The following is a 24,349-nucleotide window of genomic DNA, read 5'->3' on the forward strand; positions in this document are numbered from 1 at the left end:
AGTTTGTAGAGTGCGGTGCTCATATCAGTTCCTCGTTTTCGTCAGCAACCACAACCGGCTCGCTCATCCCCGCGAAGATCGCCCGAATACTCGCGAGCGTCTCGGCTGTCGCACCGGCAGATTTAGCCGCGTGCCCGATTGCGTTTACGGCTGCGGAGGTGGTTGCGGCGGTGGCTTCTGCGAGGAAGTCGCGGGGGGTGGGGGTGGCGAGGGGCTTGATGGTGAAGTTCGCGCGCTTGCCCCTGCTCACCGTCAGAGGCCGGGTGATCGGCTTGTCGATGTGCGACATATGGCTGATCTCGATACCGCCTGTCTGCTCTCTGCCGAACTTGGTGGCGGGGTTGCGGTAGAGGGTGAGACCGTGGCCAACGTAAGCTTCGGGATTCGGCCCCCAAGCGGCGACCATCATGTTGCGCATCGACTTTGACGGGCGGTAGGCACGTCCGGGTGTTTCCTCCATGTGGAAGTTGAACGGCTGCTCTGCCGGACCCTCGGTGACGCGGTTGATCGTCACGGTGATAGGGCCGGTCTTAATGAAGTCCACATTGTTGATTTGGTCGGTCTTCGGGGCGATGCTGGCTGTCATGTCCATAGTCAGGATTCCTTCGTGTTGTCGGTTGGGTATCGGCGCTCATGCACAAGTTCGGCGGCGAGGCTGTACGCCTCATTGATCGCCGTCTGCACTTCCGCATCAGTTGCGAGCGGGGGCCAGAAGACTCGAAATTCTGCGGTTACGAGTGGCACGAACGCGTTAGGAGAAGTGCCGGCGTTTGGTGTCGGGTTGCGGATGGATGCCAGAACACCGGGTCGCCCACTCACAGCGACATCTCCATTTCTTCCCAGTGATCGATCCGTTCAGCAACCGGCTTGCCTGCCGTAATCGCCCGATAGTCCGCGATCATCACCGCCGCCTTCTCTTCAGCCGCAGCAACCGCAGCCACGATGACCGCCTGCCATGCCGGGTCTGGCAGCACGCGGATAACATGCAACGGCCAGCCACCGGAATAGCTCGTGTAGTCCCACCATTTGCGGTCGAACACCATGAGGCAGGTTTGTACTTGCGCCATGTTCTCGGCGGGTACTTTGTCGCTCAGGATGGTGCGCAGGTGGATCTTGGCTTTCCGGCTTTTGATTTCGATGCCGCCGTCGTCATTCACCAGGCCATCGGGTGACGCGCCAAGTTTGTGCCCGTTGATCTCACGAACCGCGAACCCGATCTCGTGCACCGGGGCGTACTGGATGTTGTACAAGTCGCGGGCGTAGGGTTCATCCAGCGTGCCCCGTTCCATGTCGGCGTTCGGGTGGACGTACTCGACGTGGCCCGTGATGCGTTCAGCGACCAGCGTTTCGATGAGACTGCGTGAGGTGTCGTTATCGGCGACCTTGAGCGTCGGAGTAATCAGCTTGCCGACCATGGACGCCGTGATCAGCCCGCAACGTGCAGCCAGCCATTCATCGGTGCCCTGCTCGAGCGTGTCGAAGATTGTCAGCGTCATTTGTTCACCTTTTCCAGAGGCTGGGGAGGCCAGCGCTCACGATTCGTATGGAGTTCAGGAAGCGGTTTGCCGACTCGATCTCGGCTATAATCTCGCGCTCATTTGCATCCAGTTCCGTGGCCCATGCCTCATAAGAGCCGCCGAGCTTTAGGTAGCGGCGCACTAGACGGCTCACCTTGGAGGGGCCAGCTTTGATTCCCCGCGCAGACATGAACTTGAACGTCTCGCGGATGAGTGGTTCTGCACCGCTCACAGCCCCAGCCCCTTAGCCACAACATCCCGCGTCTCAGGGCTGGGCATCCGACCTGCCTGTGTCGTCCAGGCGATAACGTTGGCGAGTCTTAGCTGCTCCGTCTGTGCCTTCGTGGCAGCGACGAGGGCTAGGGTTGCGTGAATCTGCGCATCAGCGAAGTTTGAGACGCGCTGGGCTGCAGCAGTTTCCCAGCCGATCGTCCACTTATGCCCTAGTCCTATGAGGCGAATTGCCTCGTTTTTGTGATCCGTCATTTCAAACTCTCTTTCACAATGCGTTTCCAGTCGATGCCCTCAGTCGCCCCGTCCTCGTTCAGCACGAGTGGCGCGTCGTCGGGGTGCGAGAAGATCATCTGCGGCGGGTGGTCGGCTACGCGAATGACGGTCATTTGGTGGCCCACTTTTCGGCGACTTCATTCCATGCCGCGTTCGAGTTGTCGAGGAAGTTCTCGCCGTAGGTTTCCTTGATGTCGCCCAGCACCTCGGCAGCCACTTCGGCTTCGGGGCGTAGTCGGGTGAAGGGGGCGAACTCGGCTTCACGGCGGTCGTATTTCGCATCAGCAGGAAAAATCCATCGACCGCTTGTTGCCAGCTCCCACGCGTCGCCTTGCCTATCGAGGTAATACCCCGGCCACAACGGCAGCACCACAGCCCGCTCGATGAGTTCGTAGGTGGTGCCAGTGCCAACAGCAGCCACGTGGTCGGTGGTTGCCGTGTACTCCGAGATCATCCGCACCCGATCCCCGGCCTTGATGTCTTCCCGCTTGATCGGGGCGGTCATGCGGACACCGACTCAGTGAGCTCGATGACCCAGCCGGCACCGATCCAGAGGCACATGTCGAGCGTGTGGTCGTAAGAGTTTTTCGGGGCATCGGCTCGCACGTTCAGGAGCTCGAAACCTTCCGGCCCGTCGACGATCTTGCCGACGATGACGGTATCTCCGAGCGTTGCGCGGATCGGCGTTCCAATGGGCGGTGCGTTCAGGACGCCCTTCCGAATGGTCGTCGTCGTGGTCGTGATCGGCTGTTCCCCAAGCTCGGGGGTGAATGTGATGATCATTTCGAAGTCCTTACATAGAGGTAAACGAGGGTCATCATCGGCAGCATCAGTGCAGCGCCGAGGATGGTGAGGGCGGGGATGAGGAACCATGCACCGCCGAAGATGAGCAGCCAGCCGAGGCCGAAGAGGACCTGCGACCAGTTCGCGACGGTCACAGTTCGGCCCAGGTGGTTTCGTTCAGGTGACCATTGCCACACGTGAACACCGCGCTGTTGTCGCTGTCCACGTAGACATCGACGTCGCCCTCCCAGTTGCAGGTGAGGTCAAAGCCGAAGAGGTCGACGGCAGCGGTGCAGTAGGTGCTGACGGTGTGGCGCGTGACGTTCTCGCCAGACGTAGCCATCAGTCGGTCCCGTTGATTGCGCGGGCGAGGGCGAGGGTATTTGCAGCAGCGGGGGCAATCGGCACCCAATCGCTTTTCGCCCTCAACGCGTACCGGTCAACGAAATCGGCAAGGATCGCCAGTTGCGCGTCGATGGTGCGGTGCAGGGTGACGATCAGTTCGGCCTCTTCTATGAGAAGCGCGGGCTGATAGCCGTCGTCCTCAGTCCATGAACCGTTAGCAACCTCTTGGATGTCGCACTTCTCGTGTTCAAGTCCGTGATCTCCCTGCATGGACTTGTTTACAATCTTCCAAGCCCCTCGGTATGCGTTTAGCTTTAGCTTGGTCAGCTTCTCAATCGCCGCCTGAATCTCGTCAACGGCGGTCATGCCCGCATCCCCAGCATTCGCATAATCTCAACGTCACGCCCAAACAGCAACGTGACCCGTTTTGTCTGCTCCGGGGTGTACACGCTCAGTTCGGCGTGCTGATAAACGGCAGGATTCGGTGCCGTAGTCAGCCCGGTTTCATGCCGGTAGCACGTCTGGCAGATACCCGCACGCCTCATCCGCACTGTGCCCGGATAGTCGACGGCGAGATCCTTGAACCCGCGCAACGGTCGTTCGCAAACTCGGCAGGCGTTCATGCGATTGCCGACCAGTTGCGCCAGGAGAACAACTCGAAGCCGACCGATTCACTCGGCCCGCGCAGGTTGTCACTGAGCGTCTTGGCTCTGATCTCATACGTGCCAATGTGGGTGATCTCGATGCACACGTCACCGTGCTGGGTACTACTGGCGAGCTGCGACCCGACCACGAGCCCATTCGCACGACACGTTGCCGCTGAGGTTGATTCGATCTTGATGCTCATGAGATCCACCCCCGGACCAGTGCGATGGCCACGACCATGCCAGCCCAACCGAGGCAGGCAATCAGGGATACCAGCGACCACACCTCGAGTTCGTGCAGGTGATTGCGTCGTGCAATGCGTCGGTGCCGGTCGGACGCGAGGATCTGCGAACCGTGCGTGGGTTCGGCAGAGTACGGGGCGGGAGGGCGAGTCACAGGGTCACGCCGTACTCTTTGGCGACCGACTCGCGATCATCACGGAACGATGTAAAGAGTGACGAACCATAGAGGGCATCTAACTTGCCCATAACCTCGGTCACCACCTCAGCTTCGTTGGGTAGGCGGGTGAACGCTTTGCCTCCGATTCGGTTGATCATCTCTGCATCGTTCATGTGACGGCTCTCGTGCATCCACGGCCCGTCTGGGTGATTTCCGAGCTGGGCGAATAGCGGGCCACCCGTGTTGTTCGGATTCCACGTGATGATTGCGCCCGGCTCAGTCGGCAGCACCACAGGCGGAACCGGGCGGCTGAGTAGGAAGTAGCCGGCACTAACCGACCATTCCTCCTTGTCCTTATCAGCCACGTACTCATGGGCGGCTGGACCACTGACTGTTTCGTACTCGCAGCGGATCGTGTCACCCTTGCGAATGTCGGCCACTGTGATCAATGTCTTCTCGCTCATGTCGTTACCCATCTCTGTGTCTTGCGTCCAAATTCGGTCAGACCGTCGTAGCCCGAATACCGGACGCGGCCTTGTAGCTCGAGCTCTTTCCGCGCGGTGCGGATTCGCTGGGGTGTCGCACGCCGGGTGACTTCGCGGTAGAAGTACGCCTGTAGGTGCAGCGCGACCAGTTCGTTGTCCGTGCGTGGTGTGGTGAGTGCGGCGACGATCCAGGTTTGTAGGTCGCTGAGTGCGTCGGCGGGGATGGTATCTGCCTCGTGTGAGGTGTGCGGGTCGCGGGTTCTGGTGGTCACGAGTGGCGACCGGTTGGGGTAACGGGCAGGATGTTGCCGATGGCCCCGAAGTCTGCGAAGTTGGCCTGCCACGTTCTATCTGCTACGTGCTTGCCGATGTATTTTTCGGTAGTCTGATTGGGCATGTTGTTCCTTTCGTGGCCCGTCTGTTCGTGCAGGCGGGCCTTTTCGGTTAGTGCTTCTGGCGCCGCTTCTTCACTCGGAGGCGGGCGTCGTCAAGGTTGGGATCTTCGCGGCCTTCGATGGCTCCGTATTGGCCATCTGCAACCCACCCGGATGGTTTCGCCCAAAGAACCGTTGTCACGGTCGGCATTCCCTCAGGGCTGATGCGCATGCACACCGTGATTCGTCCGCGAGTTAGCCAACGGGATTCGGTGCGTATGTTGTAGTGGTCGTCGCGAGGTCTAGCAATCGCGTCGAGGATCTCGGATGCGTCCACGGCCATATCGACCGCGCGGGATAAAGCGTGATGCGACATGGCGAAATCGGCCATGCTGGGGTTAGATCGCCATGACGCGGGCGATGAGATCGTCCGGCGACTCGAACGGTTCGTCGATCTCGCGAATGGCCGCGATGACCGAATGGCCGTTCTCGTGCTCGGTGAGGTCGGCTCGAGACGTGATGTCATCGAACGGAATCGGGCACGAGCAGCCGGAGTCGCTCGCCGTGTAAAACTTCTTAGTCAATAGGTCGCACCACACGGCGAAGATGTTGAACGAGTAATCCGCTTCCCGTATCTCGAACTCGCCGACCTTCGTGAGGCCCAATTCGTTGTCGTAGTAGATGTTCATGCTGGTTTCTCCCTCTCTTAGGTGAGTAGCGCCGGGGGGATTCGGACCCCCACAATCCCGAGTTCGACTCGGCGCTATGTGCGGCCTGTCACGCCGCGTCTCTCCGCTATGCGAAGGCGTCAACCAGCCGTGCAGCGTCTTAGCTGTCGGTGTGGCTCTCTGTGGAGTTCTCAATGTGCGGGCTCCCCCTCCTATGCGCGGCCTTTTACAGCGGCGCACGGCCAGGGGAATAACAGGTGTTGCGGCCGGAAAATGAATCGCCGGCGGTTACCCCTCAGAGCGAGGGGAAAGAATGAAGGGGTGTTACGGGGTGAGGATCAGCGCGCCCAACCGGACACGCAACCGCTCCAGCCCCTTGACGGTGACGCGAACCTGAGGCGGGTCTAGAACGACCTCGCCCGACTTCGGGTGGAAGTGCTTGACCGGCTTCTCAGCGAGATAACCCGAATCCACAGCCGACTGGTATGCCTTCCAGCTACCGTGACTGCCTCGCAGAATCCATCCGAGGTCGGCGATCTGGGTGAAGAGTCGTTGACGGCCCGTTTCGATACCAGCACGAGCCAGGATCTTCGCCGCGTCCGCAACTTCGTAGTCACCGGATGCTGATGCGAGTTCATCCCAAGCAGCAGCAGAAGGCGTCAGAGCGGCGACCGCAGTCTCAGCGGTTACAGCTCGGCGTTCGGAATCAATCGCCATCGTGAGGATTTCAAGGCGGGACAGTTCAGCCGGCGCGGTGGAGTACATTCCGGTCTTTCGGATTGCCGGGAGAACTTCGTGAGTTAGCCAGCGCTTGAACGCCTTCGCCTCGGCCTTGCGACTGCGAAGGATCAGGGAGTAGAGGCCCGACTCGGAGACAACCGCGGCCGCTTGTGTGCTGCTGGCGGTCTCCACACTGTGGAGACCCCTCTCGTCGTCGTCCAAAAGCGCTAGAGACGAGTGAACATTTCCAAGGTCGAGGATGGCAGCCACGTCCGTAGCCACGAACCACGGCTCGCTGTCAATCGTGACGGTTCTGACCTGCTGGCCGCTGTACGTGAAGATGTCGAGGGCGGTCATGATGCACGTCCGAAGGTGCGCTTCTCGATGAATGCGTTCAGCGCAGAGAGGGGGACTCTCTGTTTTGGCTTGGTGTCCCCCAGCTCAACTACGGGCAATTCCCCCGCGTCGATGCGGTTGAGAACGTAGTGTCTGCCGACGCCGAGCATTACAGCGACTACGGAGATGGGGAGCCAGCGCTCAACCTCAATCTCGGCAGCCATTAGGCGGCGTCCGTAACTCTGAAAAAATAGTCGAATGGATACGGGTAGGTGTCGAGTAGCGCGGCGATAATCCGCGGACCCGGTTCGGCTTTTCCGCTGACCAGTCTCGAGACTGTCGATGCGTCAACGGAAAGTTCGGCGGCGAAATCCTTGATCGTTCTGCCGGCCCTGATCCGTTCCAGGTTGTTTTCGTTTACGGCGAGTGTTGCCACTTGGGCCCCTTGCTTGTTCACACGCAATGTTGCGTTGTGTAGAAACTAGCACGGGGGTGGGGGCTTGCGCAAGCACCAGTTGTCAATGCGCGTCAACACGGATTTTGGCGCGCAAATGCAATATCCATGCGGATAACTTGCTATGGTTGCGGGTGCGCATGTAGTGTGTGCGCATGAACACAACACGATGGTGGGCCTATGTCATGCGAGTCACGGACAACGCCGGCGGGGTGGACATCGCCCGCAAAGCAGAATTCGACCCTTCAGCAGTCAGCCGGTGGAAACGTGGCGAAAACCCGCGCTGGGATTTCGTCCTCAAGTTCGCACGCGCTTACGGTCGGAACGTCCTCGAAGCTCTAACAGAAGCTGGTTTCATCACTGAATCAGAATCGCAACTGCACGACATAAAGGTAGGGGTAGCCGACCTGACAACTGTTGAACTATTAGAGGAAGTCCTGAGCCGGCTCCGCTAGATCCTGGGTTTTATCTTGAACAAGTCAGTAAAGCCGAGCGGGAAAGAATCGAGTGATGCGGCTATGAATAGGGTGTCGGGCTTCACTGCCCCACGCAGCACACTCATAACGTAGTCATCTGGCATCCCCATGCGCTCGCTTATCTCGCTCGAACTCACCTGTTCAATCGTTGAACGCCAGCCGTCATCGTTAACCAGAATCCCCATTGTTTAAGCTCCTATATCGATGTCCCCTACTGGGGCTATACGCGTACTCTAGCCCGCCCCTCCGACACTCATATATCGCCAGTTTCGAACATTCGTTCTTGTCCTCATTAATGAGGACACCTCGTGAAAGGTTAGACATGCGCAATGCGAAGGGCGAAGGGTCGGTATCAAAAACGGCCACCGGATATCGCGGATACGTGACGGTTGAGGGGAAGCGAAAGTACTTCACTGCGAAGACAAAAGCCGAGGCTGGACAGAAAAAACGCGAACTTCTCAACCGCAAAGACAAGGGAACGCTCGTCACGGGCAAGGACATCACACTCGGTGATTGGATGCGCCACTGGGTGAAAGTTTCCAAGCTGGAACCATCCGTTCGCGGCACTTACGACTGGAACATAGAAGCCTATGTTGTCCCCCACATTGGGGCCATCAAACTTTCTGCACTCAGGGCCGAGCATCTCGAAAACCTGTACGCCCTCATGGCGGCCGGAGAGGTTGGCAAGAGCGGAAAGAAGCTGGCGCCACGCACGATTAGGAACGTTCACGCGAACATACGCGCAGCCCTCAACGTTGCCGTCGCTCGAGGTCGTGTCGGGCACAACGTTGCCCTGCACGCAGTCACTCCCACGGTGACCAAGGCAGACACCACATCGTTCAGTGAGGCGGACACCCTGGCGATTCTGGCGGCGGCAGTAGGTGACCGACTTGAGGCACGATGGAACCTCGGCATTCTGTACGGTGTGCGCCCCGCTGAGGTGTTAGGACTTACGTGGGCAGACATCGACATGGATAACGGCGTTGTACATGTCCACAGCCAGCTACAGCGCGTGCGAGGGGTGGGCCTGATGCACAAGCCGGTCCCCAAAACACCAGCCGGCGACCGGGAATTGACGTTGGCGCCGGAGATTGTGGAAATGCTCAAGGAAACGCGAGCTCAACAGATACGCGATCGGATCGTGAACGCCGACATTTACACCGAGTGGGAGTACGACGACAAGCCGGTCGGGTTAGTGTTCACCCGGCCGAATGGCCGACCCGTCGAGCCGCGCCTAGATTCTCGATACTGGCGGGATCTTCTAGCGTCGACCGGACTCCCCCATGCGCGTCGATACCAGCTACGTCACACGGCTGCAACGCTCATGCTGGATATGGGCGTTGATGTCGTCATTGTGGCTGCCACCCTCGGCCATGCCAACCCCTCGTTCACGTTCGACACGTACGTGCACCCGCTCGATGTTCGTAAGGCCGAGGCTGGCCTGATGATGGGAAGGCTTGCGAAACGATCTGCACCCTATGCTGCACCCTATGAAGGTTTAGATGGGGGCTCACCGGGACAGGTGAAATTGACGGAAGGTTGATTTTCCGCGGTTTTTCGACCACCGGGGTGCACCGGGACACGTGAGTTATTAGCTTTCCAAACTTATGACGCGGGTTCGATTCCCGTCGACCCCTCCCAATCGCACTTAAGGATCGGAGCTTCACGGCTCCGATCCTTTTTTGTTATGACACCCCACTGTCTCCCCCTACGTTGGGGGTCTGAGCCCTCTGTCGCGAGCTTCTCTCACCTGTCAGTGTCCTCCATAAGGGGGACCGACCGCTTCGGTTCTGCGTGTCTCCCGCAACGAGAGGCGCAACCCGTGATTAAGCACCTTAGTTTTTTGCCCAAGAAGTCCCCCGTGCGTGCCAGAGCCGTTCTCTCGGCCGGGGCCGTTCTCGGCCTGAGCGCCGTGATGACGTTCGCGTTGTTCACCGACGACGGCTATGTGGCGTCGACGTTCAGCACCGGCACGGTCAACCTGACGTTTGACAATGCCCAGGACGGTTCGTCGGCGACACCGTATGCGCTCACCAGTCTCGGTATTTCAATCGGCAAGATCGGCTCCTCGACGATCTCGCCACTGACCGTGCACAACGCGGGAACGCTGCCGTTCAACTACTCGGCAACCACGACGTCGACCGGTGCGCCGACGCTGGCGTCGGCGCTGCAGGTGACCATTGTCTCGCTCGGCGCGTCGGGCACCTGCGACGGAACGACCAGCTTCGCTAGCCCGCTCTACACCGGTTCCAGCCTCAATGCCACGAGCATCGCGTCCCGAACGCTCCCTGCCGGCACGTCCGAAGTTCTCTGCTTCAAGGTGAACTTGCCGACGACGGGTACGGATACCTCAGACAATGCAATCCAGGGGCTCACAACCACGGCAAAATTCGCCTTCGCCGCCGTCCAGTCCTAGTCAGCGCGTGACCAGCCACGATTCAGGAGGAGCCGTGCCCAACGTGAATTACCCCTCCGCGTTGAAGCCGGCGACCCTGGGTCGTGTGCGGGTACGCTACCTGCTCGCCCTCTGCGCACTCATCGGCATCGGTGCGTACGGCACGAGCGCGACGTACACCGATGCGGCGTACGTCGCGGCGACGTTCGCGACGGGAACGATCGATCTGACCGTCGCCGGCTCGAACGGCTTGTTCGCGCAGGGCAGTCCGACCGAGCTCAGCCTGACCCAGCTGGCCGCAACGGGAATGTATCCCGGCGGGCCCGCCGCTATCGGCGAACTACGGCTGCGCAACAACGGCCTGGTCGCCCTGAACCTCTCAGCGCTCGCGTTCACCACCACCAATTCCGGGGGTGTTGCCAACGACGCCGGAACGACCGCCCTGGGCCAGATCGCGCTCCTCAAGGTGGTCGCCTATTCCGGCGTGCAGGTGTGCAACGCGGCGCTCATGACCGGCGACGGTACCCTGCTCCCGGCCACCGCAACGATCTCGACGGGTCTACCCACCGTTGCGGCCGGTGCCACAGTGACCTACTGCCTCAAGGTGAACATTCCGAGCACCGTCACCGATGCCCCCCTCGCAGCACTCAACGTCGACATGCGCCTCCACGTTCGCGTGACGGCAGTACAGGTTTGAGGCCATGATCAGAATTGTCAAAATCTCCCAGGAGATCCTGCTCACGCTCGGCGCCATCCTCGGCGTGATTTGCATTCTCGCGGCCCTCGCCGCCGTGTTTTTCGGGGTGACTCCCCTGATCTTTCGATCCGGGTCGATGTCCCCCGAAATCCACACCGGCGCGCTCGCCCTCGCGCAGGAGGTACCCGCGAGCGAGATTCGCGTCGCCGATGTGATCAGCGCGATCAACCCCCAGAGCACCAGGGTCACCCACCGCGTCATCGCCGTCTTTCCTAATTCCGACGGCACGGTCGCCCTCTCCATGCAGGGCGACGCGAACGAGGTCGCCGACCCGGAGCCCTACGTCGTCACGAAAGCAGACCGGGTCATCTGGCATCTCGACGGCCTGGGCTTCGTCGTGCAAGAGGTCCAGAAACCGCCGTACGTGTTCGGCCTGGGGCTACTTGCTGGCGGGCTGCTCGTTTTCGCGGTGCGGAGCCGCCGTGCAGAACGCCTCTCGGCCGAACGCGGCGAACCCGACACCGGCCTCGAACCTGACGCAGACCTCGACACCGAGACACACAGAGCGGATGTCGGCGGCGGCCTGTTTGACGATCCGCGTACTACCGAAGCAGACGGCTCCACGACTCCGCCGCTGCCCGACCGCCGTAGGAAGGGTGCGATAGTCGCCTCGACGGCGCTCGTGCTGGTCGCACTGGTAGGGACCGGAACGGTCGTCGGCAGATATCCGCAGGAGACGATGGCTCTCTTCACCGACTCGACCGGGGCGGTATCGGCTTCCCTGGCGTCATCGCTGCCGGTCGCATTCCGGCCGACCGCGGTCACCTGCGCGGGAACGGGAAGCGGTGTCGGGCGGGACCTGACCATCACCTGGACAGCGCCCAGCACGACCCCCAACGACACCAGGGTCACGGCCAGCCCCCTAGCGCCGGTGACGGTCGTTCCGGGCGGCGTGACGAGCGTCACCTACGCCGAGGCGGTCCTAACGGCGAGCGGAGCAACGAGCTTCAGCGTTGTCGTGGCCGCTCGGCATTTCACCAACTGGACGGCGCCGGCTGCTACGTTTATCGCCACAGTCAACACGTCAAACAACCGCAAGGTGACCTGCTCACCGGCTTAATTCCCGAGTGCAAGAAATCGCCTTCGCTATAGCAGCGGAGGCGATTCCTTGTGCGAGCACTCAGAGCTAGAAGACCTTGATGATGTTGATCACTGCGGGCGTTAGCAGCACGATGAACAACACCGGCAGAATGCAGAACACCAGCGGGAAGATGACCTTGACCGGAACCTTCATGGCCTGTTCCTCGGCACGCTGGCGGCGGCGCAGGCGCATCTCGCCCGCCTGCACCCGCAGAACATCGGCGATCGCGATGCCGTAAGTGTCGGCCTGGATGACTGATCGCGTAAAACGGCGCAGATCGGCCGAATCGGTGCGTTCGGCGAGCGCCTGGTAGGCATCTTTGCGAGTGCGGCCGATACTCATGTCCTGCAGGGTACGAATGAGCTCCTCGGCGAGCGGCCCGGAGCCGTTGGTTCCGGCCATGCTCATGGCCGCCTCAAAACCAAGCCCGGCCTCGACCGAAATGGTCATCTGGTCCAGCGTGTCGGCGAGCGCGTTCTGCATGACCGCCTGGCGTTCCTGACCACGGCTGTACAACAACAGGTCGGGCACGAAGAAGCACAGCACCACGAGCAGGCCTCCGACCAGGATGCGTAGCGGAACGGGGTCGTTGGCGATCCACAGCGCCGCGAGCAGCAGCCCGGCTCCGGCCAGGGCTGGTTTAGCCATGAAGATCTTGTCGATGGTCCAGGCTGCTGGGCGACCAGCCAGGGCCAGGCGGCGGTCGAAATAGCCCAGGTACCCCTTCGGTGCGAGCCCACGGCTGGCCGCGAGCAGTCCCGAGCGATGAGGCAGCAGCCCCGGCCGACCCACTCCCGGCAGCGCGGTGACGGCGTCGGCGACCACGTCGGTGCGACGCGCCCCAACAGCGATGGTCACGAGGGCCGCGAGGCCGCCGGCCACAGCAAGGGCGGCGAAAAAGGTGAGGATCGGGGGCAGCATCCGCTTCTCCTTAGAATTTCACTTTGACGACGGCCATCATCCAAAGCGAACCGACAATGAGCAGGACTGCGGCCACGATGAGCGCGATGATGCCGATGATGTTTCCGAGGAACCCGTTGAAATAGTTGGGCTGGCTAATTAGTAAGAACGCGAAAACGCCGATCGGCAGGAGCACGAGCACCCAAGCCGAGAGCTTGCCCTCAGCGGCGAGGGATTTGACCTGACGCCGAACCTGATTGCGTTCCCGAATGGTGTGACCCACCTGGTCGAGCACCTGCGACAGATTGCCACCGGCCTCGCGGTTGATCGAGATAGCCTGGGCGGCCCACCGAAAATCGTCACTGCCCATGCGCACTGCGGTGCTCTCGAGCGCATCACTTAGGTCACGTCCGATGCGTGTTTCGTTCACGATGCGCGCAAATTCGTCGCACGTGGGCTGTTCTGTTTCGTGGCTGACGGCATCCACTGCCCGCATCAGGCTGTGCCCGGCGCGGAGTCCACCGGCCAGCAGGCTGAGGGACTCGTCGAGCTGGTCGGCGAATTTTGCCCGACGCCGCCCGGTGCGCAGCCGCAGCCAGAACTTCGCTGCGATGACGGCGAGCGCCGCGAACAGAATCATGAGCGGCACTACCCACGCGGTGCCATCGGCGAGCAGCAGACCGACCAGGGCCGATACCGTCGCAGCGGAGATCACCATGAGCACAAAAGCGGATGGCTGCATCCGGATTCCGGCCTGCTCCAGCTCCGCGGCCGTGAACGGGGCCACGTTGCGTCGTCGGATGATCCGGTCAATCGCCCCGATAGTCCGGTCGGTGAGTCGGGTCAGCCCGGACACCTCGACGGCTCCGGGAGCGCGACGACGCTCCAGCGGCACCCGCAGCGTCGGCGGCGCAATGACGAGAAAGACGACGACGAGCATACCGACGACGATGCAGAGCACGCCGATCGCAAAGATCGCGGTGCTCATCGCAGGGCCTTCGCGCTGCGCGTCAGCCGGTCGGCATGGAACACGCTCGGGTCCAAAACGATGCCGAGGTCGGCGAAGCGCTCGGCGAAGCGCGGACGAACCCCAGTGGCCACGGCGCGACCGAGCAGATTTCCGGCGGGGTCGACTCCGGCGTGATAGTCGAACACAAACACCTCCTGCAGGGTAACGATCTCCCCCTCCATGGCCTGCACCTCGGTTACGTGGGTGATGCGGCGGGAGCCGTCCTTCATGCGGCTGATCTGCACGATCACGTCGATGGCGGAAGAGATCTGCTCTCGGATCGCCCGCACCGGCAGGTCCATGCCCGCCATCAGCACGAGTGTCTCCATGCGGGCTATCGCGTCGCGCGGTGAATTGGAGTGCACCGTGGAAATCGACCCCTCATGACCGGTATTCATGGCCTGAAGCATGTCGAGGGTCTCGCCACCGCGGCACTCACCGATGACGATGCGGTCGGGCCGCATGCGCAGGGAGTTGCGCACAAGGTCACGAATGGTGACCTCACCCTTGCCCTCGATGTTGGCAGGGCGAGATTCGAGGCGAATAACGTGTTCCTGCTGCAGTTGCAGCTCGACGGCATCCTCGATGGTCACGATGCGCTCGTGGTCGGGAATGAATCCGGACAGCACGTTGAGCAGGGTCGTCTTACCGGTCCCCGTTCCACCCGACACGATGATGTTCAGTTGCGCCTTGACACAGGCGTCGAGCACCTGTGCCATCTCGATGCTCATCGTTCCCAAGCGGATGAGGTCGGTCACCGTGAACGGTTCCCGGGCGAATTTGCGGATGGTCAGGGAAGAGCCGTCCACGGCGAGGGGCGGGATGATGGCGTTCACGCGAGAGCCGTCGGCCAGGCGGGCGTCGACGAGCGGCGACGATTCGTCAATGCGGCGACCGACCTTGGACACGATGCGTTCAATCACCCGGCGTAGCTGGGCCTCACTGGTGAACTGGGTGTCGCTTCGGGAGAGCCGGCCCAGGCGTTCCACCCAGATCTGCTCGTGTCCGTTCACCATGATTTCCGTCACGGTGTCGTCGTCGAGAAGCGCTTCCAGCGGACCATAGCCGAGCACGGCATCGCCGATCTCATTGATCAGGCGGGCCCGCTCGTCGGAACTGAGCGGAACCTGCTCGTCGCTGACGATATTGCCCAGCTCGGTTCTGGCGTAGCTGTGCAGCTGTTCCTCGGTAAGGCTTGAGTCATTAAGCCGAAACCCGATGCGCTCGAACAGTTCCTGGGCCGCCCGCTCCTTGATGTCGGCAAGCGGATCGACGACAGCCGGTAGCGATTCTAACGCTGGGCCAGTGCGGGCCGCCGGCCCAACGGCATCCTCCGGCACGCTCAGCAGCGGATGCAGCGGCGCGGCGCGGTCGACGCGAGGCAGCGGACCGTCGCGCAGGGCGGCATCCACTCGTTCATTGAGTCTCATGAGATATTCACCCTCTTGTGCAGCTGAAAGGTCTTCTTCGAAGCGCTGGCGTCAAACCGGGCGACCAGCCTGTTGAGGGCTCGGGCGACGGGACTTCGTCCGCCCTCCTGCAGCACCGGTACGCCCCGGTTCGTCGACACCGTGACCAGGGCGGAGCGGGGCACTGCGACGTCGACCGGCACACCGATGGTCGCTTCGACATCTCGAACGCTCAGCCCACTGCGACGATCGGCGAGGTTAAGCACGACGTGACGCGCGGGCGGCATAATGCCGATGTGACCGAGTACGGCGAGCTCCTTGCGCAACCCCCGGGCACTGGGCACCGTCATGTCGCACAGGAAGACGGCGTCGGTGGCCAGCTCCAGGGCAGCGAGGGCATGATCTCCAAGGCCCGGCGCTGTGTCGATAATGATGTACCGAAACACGTCAGCGAGTTGATTGATGAGATGGCCGAGCTGTTCTCCGGTGACGCGATCGCCAGCATCCGGCTGTTCGGAACCGCACACCGTGTAGAAGCCGCTCGAATGTGCGGTCAGCGACGATTTGAGCACCATGAGGTCGTCGACGGCGTTCCCCAAGACGACATCGGGCAGGGTCAGCGCCGGCTCCAGGGAAAGGGCCATTGCAACGTCTCCGAATTGCACGTCAGCATCGATGAGCACGACGGAGTGCGGGGCCAGCCGGGCGAGTCCGACGGCGAGGTTCGTGGCGACGGTGGTCTTGCCGAGGCCGCCTTTCGGGGCGACGACCGCGATGACGCGACGCCTTGGTGGGCTGCCAGCGGGAGGAAGGTCTTGTGCTGCTGGCTGGGTACTCGTCGCCGCTACCAGGCCGACCGGTTCACCAGGCATTTCGATGACCATCTGGTCGGGTTCGGGGTTTGCCTCGCGGGGGCTAGCCTGCGGCAGGGGCCCGAAAGTCTGCATCTGCCTCACCGAAACATCTCCGATCCATCGACGACCCGGGAACCCGTCTCGGAAGCATTGTCGGGTTCGATTGTGAGCCAGACCGTTCCGAACTGCTGGCCCCAGACCAAAGACTCGATGTCGGGAGTGGTGCGGGCGAGGGTGATCATGATGACGCTCACCGGGGCAGCGTCGGCTCCGGCGTCGGGCGTCGTGGTGGTTCCGGCCTGCACGGCCGTGACGAGCACCTTATGGAAGACCTGCTTGCTCAGCAACACTTCCTCGCCGGTGGCGGTGATGGTTTTGGTGGCCGTAACCACCACTCCAACCGTGTCGCCAGCCTTGAGTACCCCGCCGACAACGCGTTCCAAGGGTAGGGCGAGGGTGAGTACCTGCATGCCGTCCGGAACCTTGACGTCACCACGGGCCGCGAGATCGGCCGCCTCGACCCAGCGAGAACTGATCAGCTGTTCGCCGGGCACGAGCGCGGCGTCCGCTACCGTGCCGGCCAGAGCGCTGAGCGTCTTCACCCGGCCGGGAACCGCTGCCACCCCGGGGATTTGCTTCTCTTCGATGAAGGTTGTGATGTCTTCGGCCTTGGTGCCCTGCGGAATCTGCGTGGTAACCACGAATACGGAGACGAGGGCTGCACCGTCGGCTGCGCGAGCGTCGGCTCCGCGGACATAGCCGGTGAGTGCGATGGTACCCACCAGGGCCAAAACGATCGCGATGATCGCACCAATGAGTCGGGTTTTCATGGCATCTCCTATTTGGTCAGTCTGACGACGAAGCCGTTGAGCGTCGGGCCGCCAAGCACGAAGTCGGGGTCGACTTCGACCCATCGTTCGAATTTGCCCTGGATGAATCGAGCGTTGCCGGCGCAGGCCTTGGCCTTGTCAATACAGGCGGGTGCGGACGGATCGACGTTGTTGAGAAGCGCGCCGTTGCCGAACTTCCAGCCGGTCACCGTGAACGAGGCGAAGGCGTAAATGTGGAAAGTTCCCGTGTCGCCCGGATTGGTCGAGGCGTCGAAGACGGGTATAAGGATGGTCTGGTTCTCGAGTCCGGCGAGCACGGCGTCACAGTACTTTGGCGGATTGTTGCCGGGGTTGCTGCCAACGCTCGCGTCCGCGAGGTCTACTTGTACCTCACAGGTGTTGGCGAGCTGGTCGAGCCATCCGAAGCCGCCGGGAATGTCCGCGCTCGACGGTGTCTTCTTGCAGGTTTTGTTCTCGTCGTAGCGAATGGTGACGAGGCCCGGTGTCGGCAGAAGTCCTGTGGCGAGAAATTCGCAGTAGGACAGTGCCAGTGGAAACACCGGCCCCGACTGGGGCCCGCCCCACGTCGCCGTTGCTGCCGCTTTGACCGTAGTCGAGTCTGTACCGATCATGCGAGCAAACGGATGGCTGAGCGCGTTCGCCCCCGACGTCTCGCGCGTACTTGCTTCGACGCGAACGCTGGTGGTGGTGGGAACGCTGCTGCTGGTGTGAAACGTCGGCGTAAGAACGTTGGAGGTGCCGTCATTGGAGTTGGCATTCGCGAAGGATTGTGCCTGCGTCACGGCCGTGGTCGGAGAGTTGCACAGACCGTCGATGGCGCAATTGCGCGCAATCGCGATGGCCGCGGCATCCGCACCGTTTTGCAATTGGGCTTTCTCCGCGTAGAGGGCACCGACGTCGATCGCGATCGCCAGGAATCCCAGGAGGGGAATCATCAGGATGCCGACCATGACGGCACTGGCCCCGCGCTCGGAGCGCATCAAATGATTTAGCCACCGCACAGCATGACTCCCTTTCCGGTCAACTTCATGGACGAGTAGGGCAGGTACCCCGAGATGAGATCCACCGTGTGTTCGACCGTCACGGTGACGGTCGAGCCGGCCGCGCAAACTGCCGGGCTGACCGTGATCTCGGGGGCTGTCAGGGGCACGGACGGCGCCGCGTCTATCGTGGCTGCCTTCGCACCGGGGACCGCGTTGTTGATCGCCATCGAACGGGCGCCCTCGCGGGCTGCACCGGTAAGAGAGATCTGAATGTTGTAGAGGCGCCCGAACTCGATGATGAAGAAGACGAGAATGATCAGAATCGGCAGCACGAGTGCGAACTCGACCGCTGCCGCCCCACGTTCACCGGAGTGAAGGCGCATGAGTCGTCGCCGCAACCACAACATTTTAGGTCCCTTCAGCCTGAGCGGCGGCGGCTTCCCTGCAGAAGCCGCCGCCTGTTACCGCTGTCACTGTGCAGCGCGGTCGATCGATTGGCCGACCGAGTTAGCAGCGTTGGTTACACAATGGCGGGCAGCTTGCCAGCGACCTTGTTGAAGAGCGTGCCAAGGTTCGTGCCGAGCAGGGTAACGCTGATGATTATGGCGACAGCGATGAGCGAGACCATAAGGCCGTACTCCACCGCGGTGGCGCCTTCTTCCTGCGAACGCAGGCTGTTGGCGAAGGCGGCAATCTGTGTGTAGAACTTCATATCGAAGAGTCCATTCTGTGAGAAATCAGCCTGAGTGCCGATCGGTAGCAGAAAGATATTCGAAACGAAATTTTCTCACAAATACCAAAACTGGGGCTGGTGAGGCGCTGGGCCGTAGACCATACTCAGTGGTCCGAAAGAGACTGTTTTACGTCAGTGACCGTGGGCCGGCGCGAGCACGCGCGGCCCGCTCCCGACGGCCAGGTTCGACTGGGGAACGATGGCGTCGTGAGCGGTCGGCGGGGTACCGGCCTCCTCGCCGGGCTCGACCACGACGAACTGGCCCATCATTCCGGCGTCCTCGTGCGAGAGCATGTGGCAGTGGAACATATACGGAAAGTCGGGGTCGGTATATTCCGCGAACTGCATGATCAGTTCGTAGCGCACTCCGGGCTCGAGGTAGATCGTGTCCTTCCAGCCCGACAGCTCAACGGGCGGCGGCTCGGCGCCCACCCGCAGCACCTGAAACTGCACGCCGTGCACGTGAAAGTTGTGGGGCAGCGGCATGGCGTTGTCGACGGTCCAGACCTCGGTCGCGCCGGCCTCGATCGTCTCGTCGATGCGGGTCATGTCCATCAGCCGATTGTTGATCGTGTAACCGTTGAGGGTGAACGACCGGTCGACTGTGGCATCCGCTTTGTCGAGCGGTTCGATGCTCGCGAGGGTGCTGGCGGTCTCCCCGATGCTGCTGAGCGTGTCGGCGGCGCGCAGCTCCAGCACATCGAGGGTATCGTCACCGGCGTTGCGCGTCGCGGCACTGGCTGAGATGCCGAGGTCTGGCGGGTTCGACTGCAGGTTCACGGTCTCCCCCGGCACCAGCTCAACGAGCACTTCGGCGCGTTCCCCCGGCGACAAACGGATGCCGTCCATCGGCGCCGCCTCCTCCAGCAGTCCACCATCGGTTCCAATCAGGTCGAAGGACCGGCCGTCACTCAATCCGAAGTCGTAAACCCGGGAGGTTGACCCGTTGAGCAGTCGAAGGCGCACCACCTCGGAGGTGACGTCGAGGTAGGGCGCGAGGGTGCCGTTGACGAGCAGCTGGTCACCGATCGGACCGATATAGCCGCGCACGTCGGCGACGAACTGCCCGTTCTCGTCGAAACGGCGGTCCTGCACCACCACCGGAATATCGTCGACGCCGTAGCTGCGCGGCAGGTTTAGGGCTGCCTCCTCGTCGTCCTGCACGATGAAGACCCCAGCCAGACCCATCTCCACCTGGTGCTCGGTATCGCCTTCCGGGTGCGGGTGATACCAGAGGGTTGAGGCTGGCTGATCGATCTCGAAGTTGGGGTTCCATTCGGCGCCGGGCTCGACCATCTGGTGCGGTCCACCGTCCATTTCGGCGGGCAGATTGGCGCCGTGCCAGTGCACAGTGGTGGCTACGTCGAGGTCATTGTTGACGTTTATGCGCACGTTTTCGCCGCGCCGGGCGACGATCGTCGGGCCGAGGTAGCTGCCGTTGTAGCCCCAGGTCTCGGTCACGACGCCCGGAGTGAACTCGGTCGTTCCGGCCTGGGCCGTGAGGTCGAACACCCGCTCGCCGGCGGCATTGACGGTTGATTCGGCCAGCGGCGGGATCGCCAGCGGGTTGACGAAGTCAACGCTGCCGACCGTGTCGATCACGCCGGCCCCGTCTTCGCCGGAACACGCGGTGAGGCCGAGGGCCAACACGACCGCGCCGACGACGACGACGCTCACAAAGGTGGCGACACGACGACGGGGCCCGGCAATTCGGATCATGCTTCTATTTTCGCAGTCCACCCAGTGCGCTGCCACCACAGGGACTCAGGCCTGACAGCGCGGGCACCAGTACAGCTTGCGGGCGGCCATCTCTTCAAGCACGATGTGGGTGCCGCAGACCCGGCAGGGCAGCCCCTCCCGCTTGTAGACCCAGTGCCGGTCGGCCCGATTCTTCATGGCGAGTCGGTACGGCTCGCCATCGAGGCCGTCCATGGTCATCATCTGGCCGGTCGCCACCCCGATGTGAAGGAGGTGTGCCCAGTCGCTCCACAGGTCGCGTACGGTTTCGTCGCTGAGCGATTTTCCGGGCGCGTGCGGGTTGAGTCCCGCGCGAAAGAGCATTTCGGCGCGATACACGTTGCCGATTCCGCTGACCACGGTCTGGTCCATCAGCAGGCGGCCGATCGGCGTGGGCTTCTTGCGCACGACGCTGACGAAGCGCTGCTCCGCTTGCGGGCTGTTGTCCAGTTCCGGGTCGGGGCCGAGTTTGGCGATGACGGCCTCGACCTGGGACGGGTCGAGCACCTCGCAGGCGGTCGGTCCGCGCAGGTCGGCACACACCGTGTCGCTGAGCAGCCGCACCCGCACCTGACCGACCGGCTCCGGCGGGAAAGCGTCGGCGAGGTCGATCTCTTTCTCCTGCTCCGACATGCGCACCCGGGTGCGGCGGGGCTCACCGATGCTGAAGATCGAGTTCTCCCCCGCGGCGTCAAACGTTGGTAGATCCGTGCCGTGCTGGTTGGTTTGCCCCATCCGGCCGTTGGCCGAAGCCATCGTGGCATCCATCTGAATCTCGCCGCTGAAATCCCACGCCCCATACATGCCCAAGTGGATGCGCAACCACAACCAGTGGTCGAACTCCAGAAACATCTGTTTGCCGACGGCGCGAGCATCCGTTACCGTGTGCCCGCTGAGCTGGGCGGCACCGATCACGAACCGTCCCTGCGGTGAAGAGACGGTGACCCGGTGACCGACGAAGTTGCGCTGAAACTGGCGGGTGATGCGGTGAACGGAGTGGCCCTCTGGCACCTCAGTTCACGACGCCGTCGACGTCTTTTCCGGCGATGGTTCCGGTCGTTTCATACTCTCCGAGCTGGTGGATACGACGCACGTGACGCTCCTCGTCGCTGAACGGCTCGGCAATGAACGCGTCGATGAAGCGGGTGGCTTCCTCGATGGTGTGCTCGCGGGCACCGATGGAAATAACGTTGGCGTCATTGTGCTCACGGGCCAGACGGGCCGTGCTGAGGTTCCAGACCAGCGCGGCGCGGGCACCGGACACCTTGTTGGCGGCCATCTGCTCGCCGTTGCCGGAACCGCCGAACACGACGCCGAGCGCCTCGATGCCGCTTTCTCGGTCGTCGACGGTGGCCTGCGCTGCATTAATACAAAAAGCAGGGTAGTCATCGAGGGCGTCGTAGGTCTGGGGCCCGTGATCGACGACCTCGTGCCCGGCCGCACGCAGGTGCGTGATCAGGTGGTGGCTGAGGTCGAGACCGGCATGGTCCGTGGCGATGTGGATGCGCATATGAGCAGTCTATTTTGTGCTGGCCGACGTGCTGACGGCCTCGGCGAAAATAGGCTCGCGGGTTCGACTGCGTTTGAGTTCGAAGAATCCGTCGTAGCTCGCCAGCGCAACGACGCCGTCCCAGAGGGCCAGGGCTTGCTCACCCATCGGGGCCGGGGAAATGACCGGGCCGAAGAAAGCTACACCGTTCACCGCGATCACGGGCGTTCCCACGTCCTGGCCGACCCGGTTGATGCCGTCAAAGTGGCTCGCCCGCATCTGGCGGTCGTACTCGTCACTGTCGGCGTAGGCGGCGAAGCTGGCAGGCAGGCCGACCTCGGCGAGCGCGGCCGGAATGACCTCGTCCGGGTTCGTATTGCTGCCTGGGTGAATCTGCTGGCCCAGTGCGTCGTAGAGGGCCTTGACCATCGCCTGGCCGTGCAGTTCATTGGCGGCTGCGACGAGGCGGGTGTACTTGAGCGCCCGCGGAAAGAACGCCGCGTACTCCTCGCTCACCTGCTGATCTTCGTTGAGCACGGCGAGGCTCATGACATGCCAGGTCACCTCAAAATGACGCAGCCGGGCGACCTCGTCCACCCAGCGCGAAGTCATCCAGGCCCAGGGGCACGAGGGGTCAAACCAGAAATCCACAGAATCAGTCATGCAACCAGCCTAAGCGGGGGCGTGCCGGCCCGTTCATCCCCGAACCCGAGAATTCCCATTAGAGCAATGCCCCCCATTCAGGTATTGTCGATGGGTCGAAAAAAATCTGCACTATGCAGTACAGCTCTACGTCGCAAGCACAATATCTCCCCGGGAGAAATTAACATGCCCATTGACCGAAGCACGCCCACCGCGAATTCCGGCGCCACGAGCGCCGCCGCCGCCGCGGTGAAGCCCAAAAAGGCTCTCCTGCGCCGCCGCATCTCAGTATCCGACGTCAACGTCGTGGACAAGCCCATTATGAAGCGCGCCCTCGGCGGCACCATCGTGGGAAACACCATGGAATGGTACGACGTCGGTATCTTCGGATACCTCATCACCACCATGGGGCCCGTCTTCCTGCCAGAGGCCGACGCATCCGTTCAAACCCTGTTTCTGCTCGGAACCTTCGCCGCAACGTTCTTCGCCCGACCGCTCGGCGGCGTGTTCTTCGGCTGGCTCGGCGACCGGATCGGTCGCCAGAAGGTGCTCGCCACCACACTGATTCTGATGGCCGCCTCGACCTTCGCGGTCGGCCTGCTGCCCGGCTACGCGCAGATCGGCGTCTGGGCGGCGGTGCTGCTCGTGTTCGTCAAGCTCGTGCAGGGGTTCTCCACCGGCGGCGAGTACGCCGGTGCGACGACCTTCGTCAGCGAGCACGCCCCCGACAAGCAGCGCGGCTATTTTGCCAGCTTTCTCGACATGGGCAGCTACCTCGGCTTCGCCATCGGAGCCTCGCTCGTCTCGGTGCTGCAGCTCACACTCGGTCAGTCGGTCATGGAGGATTGGGGCTGGCGCATCCCGTTCCTCATTGCCGGGCCGCTCGGCCTGGTCGCCATCTACTTCCGTATGAAGATCGACGAGTCGCCCGCGTTTCAGGCCACCCTCGACGCCCAGGAAGCCGCCCAGAAGAACCCAGTGGGGGCCACTGCCGAAACTCCTAAGGGCCCGATCCAGATCTTCAAGGCCTACTGGCGCAACATCATCATCGCCATGATCCTGGTCGCCGCGGCGAACACGGTCGGCTACGCGCTCACCTCCTATATGCCCACCTATCTCACCGAGAACAAGGGCTATGACGAGCTGCACGGAACGGCGCTGACCATTCCGATTCTCGTGATCATGGCACTGTGCATCCCGCTGGCCGGCCGACTGTCTGACCGAATCGGACGGCGCCCGGTGCTGTGGATCGGAGCCATCAGCACGGTGGTGCTGGCCTACCCGGCGTTCCTGCTGATCGGCATCGGTGACATCTGGTCGACCCTGCTCGGCCTCGCCCTCATCGCGTTCCCGGTCACGTTCTACGTCTCGAACCTCGCCTCCGCCCTGCCGGCCCTGTTCCCGACGGCGAGCCGGTACGGCGCCATGGGCATCTCGTATAACTTCGCCGTAGCCATTTTCGGCGGCACCACGCCGTTCATCATCGCCGCGCTCATCGTGGGCACCGGCAATGACATGATGCCGGCGCTCTACCTGATGGCCACCTCGTTCATCGGGGCGATCGCCATCTTCTTCCTGAGCGAATCAGCCAACCGCCCGCTGCCGGGCTCCATGCCAAGCGTGAACACCGACGAGGAAGCGCACGAACTGGTCAAGACGCAGGACGACAACCCCCTGCTCGACACTGACCAGATGCCGTTCGACCACACCTACGAGCCGCCGACCATCGCCATTCCCGTTCAGGAACCGGCCAAGGTCTAGTTCAGTAGTTGCCGGCGGGCGTGGGCGGTTTCGGTCGCG

At 62.2% G+C, this 24,349-nt stretch carries 37 protein-coding genes; 6 read left to right on the forward strand and 31 right to left on the reverse strand.

Annotated features, from left to right (window positions below):
• Positions 1-19 precede the first annotated feature (19 nt).
• The 18 genes from E3T46_RS07805 to E3T46_RS07875 all read right to left on the reverse strand — a co-directional run bounded on the left by E3T46_RS07805 (position 20) and on the right by E3T46_RS07875 (position 7,215).
• A complete protein-coding gene (locus E3T46_RS07805) occupies positions 20-592 on the reverse strand; it encodes a hypothetical protein (protein WP_134578103.1) in 573 nt (190 codons plus the stop codon).
• Positions 593-815: 223 nt separating this feature from the next.
• A complete protein-coding gene (locus E3T46_RS07810) occupies positions 816-1,496 on the reverse strand; it encodes a lambda exonuclease family protein (RefSeq protein ID WP_134578104.1) in 681 nt (226 codons plus the stop codon).
• A gap of 4 nt (positions 1,497-1,500) precedes the next feature.
• Entirely contained in the window at positions 1,501-1,749 is a 249-nt protein-coding gene (locus E3T46_RS07815; RefSeq protein ID WP_134578105.1) for a hypothetical protein, read from the reverse strand.
• Positions 1,750-1,999: 250 nt separating this feature from the next.
• Positions 2,000-2,137: a hypothetical protein gene (locus E3T46_RS17835; RefSeq protein WP_166790204.1), complete on the reverse strand. Its 138-nt coding sequence runs from the start codon at positions 2,135-2,137 to the stop codon at positions 2,000-2,002.
• The gene (locus E3T46_RS07820) at positions 2,134-2,529 is read right to left on the reverse strand and encodes a hypothetical protein (protein WP_134578106.1); all 396 of its coding nucleotides are present in this window, start codon (positions 2,527-2,529) and stop codon (positions 2,134-2,136) included. Before E3T46_RS07820 ends, E3T46_RS17835 begins: the two co-directional genes overlap by 4 nt.
• Complete coding sequence (locus E3T46_RS07825) at positions 2,526-2,807, reverse strand: hypothetical protein (RefSeq protein ID WP_134578107.1); 282 nt, start codon at positions 2,805-2,807, stop codon at positions 2,526-2,528. The genes E3T46_RS07820 and E3T46_RS07825 overlap by 4 nt, the downstream gene beginning before the upstream one ends.
• Positions 2,804-2,962: a hypothetical protein gene (locus tag E3T46_RS17840; protein WP_166790205.1), complete on the reverse strand. Its 159-nt coding sequence runs from the start codon at positions 2,960-2,962 to the stop codon at positions 2,804-2,806. The genes E3T46_RS07825 and E3T46_RS17840 overlap by 4 nt, the downstream gene beginning before the upstream one ends.
• Complete coding sequence (locus E3T46_RS07830; RefSeq protein ID WP_134578108.1) at positions 2,959-3,150, reverse strand: hypothetical protein; 192 nt, start codon at positions 3,148-3,150, stop codon at positions 2,959-2,961. The genes E3T46_RS17840 and E3T46_RS07830 overlap by 4 nt, the downstream gene beginning before the upstream one ends.
• Positions 3,150-3,518 carry a hypothetical protein gene (locus tag E3T46_RS07835; RefSeq protein ID WP_134578109.1) on the reverse strand — a complete coding sequence of 123 codons (369 nt, stop codon included), beginning with the start codon at positions 3,516-3,518 and terminating at the stop codon, positions 3,150-3,152. The genes E3T46_RS07830 and E3T46_RS07835 overlap by 1 nt, the downstream gene beginning before the upstream one ends.
• 253 nt (positions 3,519-3,771) lie before the next feature.
• Positions 3,772-3,999 carry a hypothetical protein gene (locus E3T46_RS07840; protein WP_134578110.1) on the reverse strand — a complete coding sequence of 76 codons (228 nt, stop codon included), beginning with the start codon at positions 3,997-3,999 and terminating at the stop codon, positions 3,772-3,774.
• A gap of 190 nt (positions 4,000-4,189) precedes the next feature.
• Entirely contained in the window at positions 4,190-4,660 is a 471-nt protein-coding gene (locus tag E3T46_RS07845) for a hypothetical protein (RefSeq protein ID WP_134578111.1), read from the reverse strand.
• Complete coding sequence (locus E3T46_RS07850) at positions 4,657-4,953, reverse strand: hypothetical protein (protein WP_134578112.1); 297 nt, start codon at positions 4,951-4,953, stop codon at positions 4,657-4,659. Before E3T46_RS07850 ends, E3T46_RS07845 begins: the two co-directional genes overlap by 4 nt.
• Positions 4,950-5,078 (reverse strand): hypothetical protein, encoded by a 129-nt coding sequence (locus E3T46_RS18690; RefSeq protein ID WP_277870938.1) that lies wholly within the window; start codon positions 5,076-5,078, stop codon positions 4,950-4,952. Before E3T46_RS18690 ends, E3T46_RS07850 begins: the two co-directional genes overlap by 4 nt.
• Positions 5,079-5,125: 47 nt before the next feature.
• The gene (locus tag E3T46_RS07855) at positions 5,126-5,446 is read right to left on the reverse strand and encodes a hypothetical protein (RefSeq protein ID WP_134578113.1); all 321 of its coding nucleotides are present in this window, start codon (positions 5,444-5,446) and stop codon (positions 5,126-5,128) included.
• A 7-nt stretch (positions 5,447-5,453) separates the two neighbouring features.
• A complete protein-coding gene (locus tag E3T46_RS07860; RefSeq protein WP_134578114.1) occupies positions 5,454-5,744 on the reverse strand; it encodes a hypothetical protein in 291 nt (96 codons plus the stop codon).
• Positions 5,745-6,047: 303 nt separating this feature from the next.
• Positions 6,048-6,800, reverse strand: coding sequence for a phage antirepressor KilAC domain-containing protein (locus E3T46_RS07865; RefSeq protein ID WP_134578115.1), 753 nt, complete (start codon positions 6,798-6,800; stop codon positions 6,048-6,050).
• The gene (locus E3T46_RS07870) at positions 6,797-7,003 is read right to left on the reverse strand and encodes a helix-turn-helix domain-containing protein (protein ID WP_134578116.1); all 207 of its coding nucleotides are present in this window, start codon (positions 7,001-7,003) and stop codon (positions 6,797-6,799) included. Before E3T46_RS07870 ends, E3T46_RS07865 begins: the two co-directional genes overlap by 4 nt.
• Positions 7,003-7,215, reverse strand: coding sequence for a helix-turn-helix transcriptional regulator (locus tag E3T46_RS07875; RefSeq protein WP_166790206.1), 213 nt, complete (start codon positions 7,213-7,215; stop codon positions 7,003-7,005). Before E3T46_RS07875 ends, E3T46_RS07870 begins: the two co-directional genes overlap by 1 nt.
• 173 nt (positions 7,216-7,388) lie before the next feature.
• Here E3T46_RS07875 and E3T46_RS07880 point away from each other — a divergent pair, with 173 nt between their 5' ends.
• The gene (locus E3T46_RS07880; protein ID WP_134578118.1) at positions 7,389-7,688 is read left to right on the forward strand and encodes a helix-turn-helix transcriptional regulator; all 300 of its coding nucleotides are present in this window, start codon (positions 7,389-7,391) and stop codon (positions 7,686-7,688) included.
• Here the strand turns inward: E3T46_RS07880 and E3T46_RS07885 are convergent.
• A complete protein-coding gene (locus E3T46_RS07885) occupies positions 7,685-7,894 on the reverse strand; it encodes a hypothetical protein (protein ID WP_134578119.1) in 210 nt (69 codons plus the stop codon). The two genes, E3T46_RS07880 and E3T46_RS07885, sit on opposite strands and share 4 nt — an antisense overlap.
• 137 nt (positions 7,895-8,031) lie before the next feature.
• Between E3T46_RS07885 and E3T46_RS07890 the strand changes: the two genes are divergently transcribed.
• The 4 genes from E3T46_RS07890 (at position 8,032) to E3T46_RS07905 (ending at position 11,921) form a co-directional block, all read left to right on the forward strand.
• The gene (locus tag E3T46_RS07890) at positions 8,032-9,252 is read left to right on the forward strand and encodes a site-specific integrase (RefSeq protein ID WP_166790207.1); all 1,221 of its coding nucleotides are present in this window, start codon (positions 8,032-8,034) and stop codon (positions 9,250-9,252) included.
• Positions 9,253-9,531: 279 nt separating this feature from the next.
• A complete protein-coding gene (locus E3T46_RS07895; protein WP_134578121.1) occupies positions 9,532-10,125 on the forward strand; it encodes a hypothetical protein in 594 nt (197 codons plus the stop codon).
• 34 nt (positions 10,126-10,159) lie between these two features.
• The gene (locus E3T46_RS07900; RefSeq protein WP_134578122.1) at positions 10,160-10,801 is read left to right on the forward strand and encodes a hypothetical protein; all 642 of its coding nucleotides are present in this window, start codon (positions 10,160-10,162) and stop codon (positions 10,799-10,801) included.
• Positions 10,802-10,805: 4 nt separating this feature from the next.
• The gene (locus tag E3T46_RS07905) at positions 10,806-11,921 is read left to right on the forward strand and encodes a signal peptidase I (RefSeq protein ID WP_134578123.1); all 1,116 of its coding nucleotides are present in this window, start codon (positions 10,806-10,808) and stop codon (positions 11,919-11,921) included.
• A gap of 66 nt (positions 11,922-11,987) precedes the next feature.
• Here the strand turns inward: E3T46_RS07905 and E3T46_RS07910 are convergent, their stop codons facing one another.
• The 12 genes from E3T46_RS07910 to E3T46_RS07965 form a co-directional block, all read right to left on the reverse strand.
• Complete coding sequence (locus E3T46_RS07910; RefSeq protein WP_134578124.1) at positions 11,988-12,863, reverse strand: type II secretion system F family protein; 876 nt, start codon at positions 12,861-12,863, stop codon at positions 11,988-11,990.
• 10 nt (positions 12,864-12,873) lie between these two features.
• The gene (locus tag E3T46_RS07915; protein ID WP_134578125.1) at positions 12,874-13,830 is read right to left on the reverse strand and encodes a type II secretion system F family protein; all 957 of its coding nucleotides are present in this window, start codon (positions 13,828-13,830) and stop codon (positions 12,874-12,876) included.
• The gene (locus tag E3T46_RS07920; RefSeq protein ID WP_134578126.1) at positions 13,827-15,281 is read right to left on the reverse strand and encodes a CpaF family protein; all 1,455 of its coding nucleotides are present in this window, start codon (positions 15,279-15,281) and stop codon (positions 13,827-13,829) included. Before E3T46_RS07920 ends, E3T46_RS07915 begins: the two co-directional genes overlap by 4 nt.
• Positions 15,278-16,207 carry an AAA family ATPase gene (locus E3T46_RS07925; protein WP_134578127.1) on the reverse strand — a complete coding sequence of 310 codons (930 nt, stop codon included), beginning with the start codon at positions 16,205-16,207 and terminating at the stop codon, positions 15,278-15,280. Before E3T46_RS07925 ends, E3T46_RS07920 begins: the two co-directional genes overlap by 4 nt.
• A gap of 5 nt (positions 16,208-16,212) precedes the next feature.
• Positions 16,213-16,944 (reverse strand): RcpC/CpaB family pilus assembly protein, encoded by a 732-nt coding sequence (locus E3T46_RS07930; RefSeq protein WP_166790208.1) that lies wholly within the window; start codon positions 16,942-16,944, stop codon positions 16,213-16,215.
• An 8-nt stretch (positions 16,945-16,952) separates the two neighbouring features.
• Positions 16,953-17,945 carry a pilus assembly protein TadG-related protein gene (locus E3T46_RS07935; RefSeq protein ID WP_134578129.1) on the reverse strand — a complete coding sequence of 331 codons (993 nt, stop codon included), beginning with the start codon at positions 17,943-17,945 and terminating at the stop codon, positions 16,953-16,955.
• 8 nt (positions 17,946-17,953) lie between these two features.
• Positions 17,954-18,331 (reverse strand): TadE family protein, encoded by a 378-nt coding sequence (locus E3T46_RS07940; protein WP_134578130.1) that lies wholly within the window; start codon positions 18,329-18,331, stop codon positions 17,954-17,956.
• Between the two features lie 137 nt (positions 18,332-18,468).
• Positions 18,469-18,660 carry a Flp family type IVb pilin gene (locus tag E3T46_RS07945; protein ID WP_134578131.1) on the reverse strand — a complete coding sequence of 64 codons (192 nt, stop codon included), beginning with the start codon at positions 18,658-18,660 and terminating at the stop codon, positions 18,469-18,471.
• A 153-nt stretch (positions 18,661-18,813) separates the two neighbouring features.
• Positions 18,814-20,400 (reverse strand): multicopper oxidase domain-containing protein, encoded by a 1,587-nt coding sequence (locus tag E3T46_RS07950; protein ID WP_134578132.1) that lies wholly within the window; start codon positions 20,398-20,400, stop codon positions 18,814-18,816.
• A 45-nt stretch (positions 20,401-20,445) separates the two neighbouring features.
• Positions 20,446-21,429 (reverse strand): DNA-formamidopyrimidine glycosylase family protein, encoded by a 984-nt coding sequence (locus E3T46_RS07955; protein WP_134578133.1) that lies wholly within the window; start codon positions 21,427-21,429, stop codon positions 20,446-20,448.
• A 1-nt stretch (position 21,430) separates the two neighbouring features.
• A complete protein-coding gene (locus E3T46_RS07960; RefSeq protein WP_134578134.1) occupies positions 21,431-21,928 on the reverse strand; it encodes a ribose-5-phosphate isomerase in 498 nt (165 codons plus the stop codon).
• Positions 21,929-21,937: 9 nt separating this feature from the next.
• Entirely contained in the window at positions 21,938-22,570 is a 633-nt protein-coding gene (locus E3T46_RS07965; RefSeq protein WP_134578135.1) for a DsbA family protein, read from the reverse strand.
• Positions 22,571-22,735: 165 nt separating this feature from the next.
• On the opposite strand from E3T46_RS07965, the gene E3T46_RS07970 reads away from it, so the two are divergent.
• Positions 22,736-24,310 carry an MFS transporter gene (locus tag E3T46_RS07970; protein ID WP_134578136.1) on the forward strand — a complete coding sequence of 525 codons (1,575 nt, stop codon included), beginning with the start codon at positions 22,736-22,738 and terminating at the stop codon, positions 24,308-24,310.
• Positions 24,311-24,349 lie beyond the last annotated feature (39 nt).

It is taken from the genome of Cryobacterium sp. Hh11 (genome assembly GCF_004404045.1).
GTDB lineage: Bacteria > Actinomycetota > Actinomycetes > Actinomycetales > Microbacteriaceae > Cryobacterium > Cryobacterium levicorallinum.

What these genes read in the sequence shown, in the direction of transcription:
- E3T46_RS07805 (WP_134578103.1), bottom strand. Translation starts at nt 592, where the DNA reads ATGGACATGACAGCCAGCATCGCCCCGAAGACCGACCAAATCAACAAT.
- E3T46_RS07810 (WP_134578104.1), bottom strand. Translation starts at nt 1,496, where the DNA reads ATGACGCTGACAATCTTCGACACGCTCGAGCAGGGCACCGATGAATGG.
- E3T46_RS17835 (WP_166790204.1), bottom strand. Translation starts at nt 2,137, where the DNA reads ATGACCGTCATTCGCGTAGCCGACCACCCGCCGCAGATGATCTTCTCG.
- E3T46_RS07820 (WP_134578106.1), bottom strand. Translation starts at nt 2,529, where the DNA reads ATGACCGCCCCGATCAAGCGGGAAGACATCAAGGCCGGGGATCGGGTG.
- E3T46_RS07825 (WP_134578107.1), bottom strand. Translation starts at nt 2,807, where the DNA reads ATGATCATCACATTCACCCCCGAGCTTGGGGAACAGCCGATCACGACC.
- E3T46_RS07830 (WP_134578108.1), bottom strand. Translation starts at nt 3,150, where the DNA reads ATGGCTACGTCTGGCGAGAACGTCACGCGCCACACCGTCAGCACCTAC.
- E3T46_RS07835 (WP_134578109.1), bottom strand. Translation starts at nt 3,518, where the DNA reads ATGACCGCCGTTGACGAGATTCAGGCGGCGATTGAGAAGCTGACCAAG.
- E3T46_RS07840 (WP_134578110.1), bottom strand. Translation starts at nt 3,999, where the DNA reads ATGAGCATCAAGATCGAATCAACCTCAGCGGCAACGTGTCGTGCGAAT.
- E3T46_RS07845 (WP_134578111.1), bottom strand. Translation starts at nt 4,660, where the DNA reads ATGAGCGAGAAGACATTGATCACAGTGGCCGACATTCGCAAGGGTGAC.
- E3T46_RS18690 (WP_277870938.1), bottom strand. Translation starts at nt 5,078, where the DNA reads ATGCCCAATCAGACTACCGAAAAATACATCGGCAAGCACGTAGCAGAT.
- E3T46_RS07855 (WP_134578113.1), bottom strand. Translation starts at nt 5,446, where the DNA reads ATGGCCGATTTCGCCATGTCGCATCACGCTTTATCCCGCGCGGTCGAT.
- E3T46_RS07860 (WP_134578114.1), bottom strand. Translation starts at nt 5,744, where the DNA reads ATGAACATCTACTACGACAACGAATTGGGCCTCACGAAGGTCGGCGAG.
- E3T46_RS07865 (WP_134578115.1), bottom strand. Translation starts at nt 6,800, where the DNA reads ATGACCGCCCTCGACATCTTCACGTACAGCGGCCAGCAGGTCAGAACC.
- E3T46_RS07870 (WP_134578116.1), bottom strand. Translation starts at nt 7,003, where the DNA reads ATGGCTGCCGAGATTGAGGTTGAGCGCTGGCTCCCCATCTCCGTAGTC.
- E3T46_RS07880 (WP_134578118.1), top strand. Translation starts at nt 7,389, where the DNA reads ATGAACACAACACGATGGTGGGCCTATGTCATGCGAGTCACGGACAAC.
- E3T46_RS07885 (WP_134578119.1), bottom strand. Translation starts at nt 7,894, where the DNA reads ATGGGGATTCTGGTTAACGATGACGGCTGGCGTTCAACGATTGAACAG.
- E3T46_RS07890 (WP_166790207.1), top strand. Translation starts at nt 8,032, where the DNA reads ATGCGCAATGCGAAGGGCGAAGGGTCGGTATCAAAAACGGCCACCGGA.
- E3T46_RS07905 (WP_134578123.1), top strand. Translation starts at nt 10,806, where the DNA reads ATGATCAGAATTGTCAAAATCTCCCAGGAGATCCTGCTCACGCTCGGC.
- E3T46_RS07910 (WP_134578124.1), bottom strand. Translation starts at nt 12,863, where the DNA reads ATGCTGCCCCCGATCCTCACCTTTTTCGCCGCCCTTGCTGTGGCCGGC.
- E3T46_RS07915 (WP_134578125.1), bottom strand. Translation starts at nt 13,830, where the DNA reads ATGAGCACCGCGATCTTTGCGATCGGCGTGCTCTGCATCGTCGTCGGT.
- E3T46_RS07920 (WP_134578126.1), bottom strand. Translation starts at nt 15,281, where the DNA reads ATGAGACTCAATGAACGAGTGGATGCCGCCCTGCGCGACGGTCCGCTG.
- E3T46_RS07925 (WP_134578127.1), bottom strand. Translation starts at nt 16,207, where the DNA reads ATGCAGACTTTCGGGCCCCTGCCGCAGGCTAGCCCCCGCGAGGCAAAC.
- E3T46_RS07930 (WP_166790208.1), bottom strand. Translation starts at nt 16,944, where the DNA reads ATGAAAACCCGACTCATTGGTGCGATCATCGCGATCGTTTTGGCCCTG.
- E3T46_RS07935 (WP_134578129.1), bottom strand. Translation starts at nt 17,945, where the DNA reads ATGCGCTCCGAGCGCGGGGCCAGTGCCGTCATGGTCGGCATCCTGATG.
- E3T46_RS07940 (WP_134578130.1), bottom strand. Translation starts at nt 18,331, where the DNA reads ATGCGCCTTCACTCCGGTGAACGTGGGGCGGCAGCGGTCGAGTTCGCA.
- E3T46_RS07945 (WP_134578131.1), bottom strand. Translation starts at nt 18,660, where the DNA reads ATGAAGTTCTACACACAGATTGCCGCCTTCGCCAACAGCCTGCGTTCG.
- E3T46_RS07950 (WP_134578132.1), bottom strand. Translation starts at nt 20,400, where the DNA reads ATGATCCGAATTGCCGGGCCCCGTCGTCGTGTCGCCACCTTTGTGAGC.
- E3T46_RS07960 (WP_134578134.1), bottom strand. Translation starts at nt 21,928, where the DNA reads ATGCGCATCCACATCGCCACGGACCATGCCGGTCTCGACCTCAGCCAC.
- E3T46_RS07965 (WP_134578135.1), bottom strand. Translation starts at nt 22,570, where the DNA reads ATGACTGATTCTGTGGATTTCTGGTTTGACCCCTCGTGCCCCTGGGCC.
- E3T46_RS07970 (WP_134578136.1), top strand. Translation starts at nt 22,736, where the DNA reads ATGCCCATTGACCGAAGCACGCCCACCGCGAATTCCGGCGCCACGAGC.